General features: G+C 40.1%; 1 protein-coding gene. It reads right to left on the bottom strand.

Going from position 1 to position 1,614, the window contains the following annotated elements; all coding sequences use genetic code 11:
• Nucleotides 1-426 precede the first annotated feature (426 nt).
• A complete protein-coding gene (locus tag N7974_RS20505; protein WP_262967387.1) occupies nt 427-1,359 on the bottom strand; it encodes an IS4 family transposase in 933 nt (310 codons plus the stop codon).
• Nucleotides 1,360-1,614 lie beyond the last annotated feature (255 nt).

The raw sequence follows: 1,614 nt of genomic DNA, 5'->3' as shown, positions 1-1,614 counted from the left end.
AAAGCTATCTGGATTGGTTCGACAAGCTACCGTCAGCCATAATAGGGCGCAGCATGCAGGAACTGTTAGGCGAGCACCAATTCAACAGTAAAGCACCTTATATTCAAGCGGTCTTGGCTGGTGAAAACAATACCGTTCGGCATGATTATTGAATAGCATTAATAATCACCACCAAGTCAGGGGTTAAAGGTTTAAGCAATAGATTTTGAATGCACGTTATCCAATGGATACTCATTTTCCAGAATGTTTTGAGTTTTTCGCCTAAAAGTGTAACGATTCCGCGAGCAGGTGTACGCGATGCGTGTCTTTCCTGGTGTCTAGCAGTGACTTTTTTAGTAGAATTAGCGGATTCTTGTCGTTGATTCAAATTTTGTTTGAAGTGGACCATAAGCAAATAAACGATAAGGTAAAGATAAAACTGAATTGCTACACCGCGTTCACTATGAGACCCAGATGTAACGCATTGAAAGTACGCTTGATGCAACGAAAAAACAATTCGATCTGCCAGCGATAGGCGTAAAGCATGATAATTTCGCCCGTTGTTAAATCCAAACGATTGGTAGTAATCCGATAGGTTTCATCGTAAGCAACAAAAGTGACGAGACGATAAGTAGCCTTCTGTTTATCATTTGAGAAACTAATGAGTGAGTCGGATACTTCGGAAAAAAAGCACTGCCACTTATCAGGAACAATAACCGTTAAGTTTTCTATGACCGCATATTTGATGTTGATTTTTATGCGAATGATAAAAAAGGCTTGTAAGCTTACAATTTGCTGAAAAACAGCAAAGGAGACATAACCCCTATCGGCAATATAAGTAACTCCTGCCTCAAGCATAGCGAGCAGTGCTTTTTTTTCATTGCCATTAGCATCGGTACTAAAAAACTGCACAGGAATCATGCGATTTAATTCAAAAGCCAAGTGCATTTTAATGGCATTATTTGTCGACTTGTAACAGGCCCATGCCATTGTGCTGAAGGCATGAAATATTGAGCCATCGACTAAAATAAAGCGCCCTAACGCTGTAATTTCGGGCACTTCTAAAAAATTCAACTGCTCAATCAAGGTGAGAAAAATTCGCTGGAATAGCTTGGCGTCATAACGAATCAAGGCCTCGGAGTACATAGACGCTGAAGCCTGAACCAATTTAAGATCTAATGCCTCTGGGGAGGTTTTAATGTCCGTTACCAAGAGGGCAATAGAGGGGATTTTTTTGATAATAGCGTAAACCAAATTCATCGTTAAAAAATATAGCGATAGCTTATAAATTAAGCTGTCGCCATGCAGTTGATCGGCCTCTTTTTTAAGTATGGTTTGCAATGGGGCAGTTAGGTTATTGAATATTGTTTCTATAGTCATCTTTACGCTAAAACTTATAAGCGTAGCTGATTTTTAAATTTAGCAATATTTATGCCGAACGGTATTGTGGTGAAAAACAACTTTTCGAAGCCGAACAGACCAAGTTAGATGGTAGCGTTCATGCAACGTTGGTCAACTACCTACCCGATTTTAATGTCCAAAGACAGGTCATCGGCTTCTTTGCCTTGGCAAGTGACGTCACATCAATCAAGGCTGCAGAACTTGAACTCAAGCTGGCCGCCAGTGTTTTTGAGA

The organism is Methylobacter psychrophilus (genome assembly GCF_025583945.1).
Taxonomy (GTDB): Bacteria; Pseudomonadota; Gammaproteobacteria; order Methylococcales; family Methylomonadaceae; genus Methylobacter_C; species Methylobacter_C psychrophilus.
The sequence above is the reverse complement of the archived record's forward strand: the minus strand, read 5'-3'. Positions and strand labels throughout refer to the sequence as shown.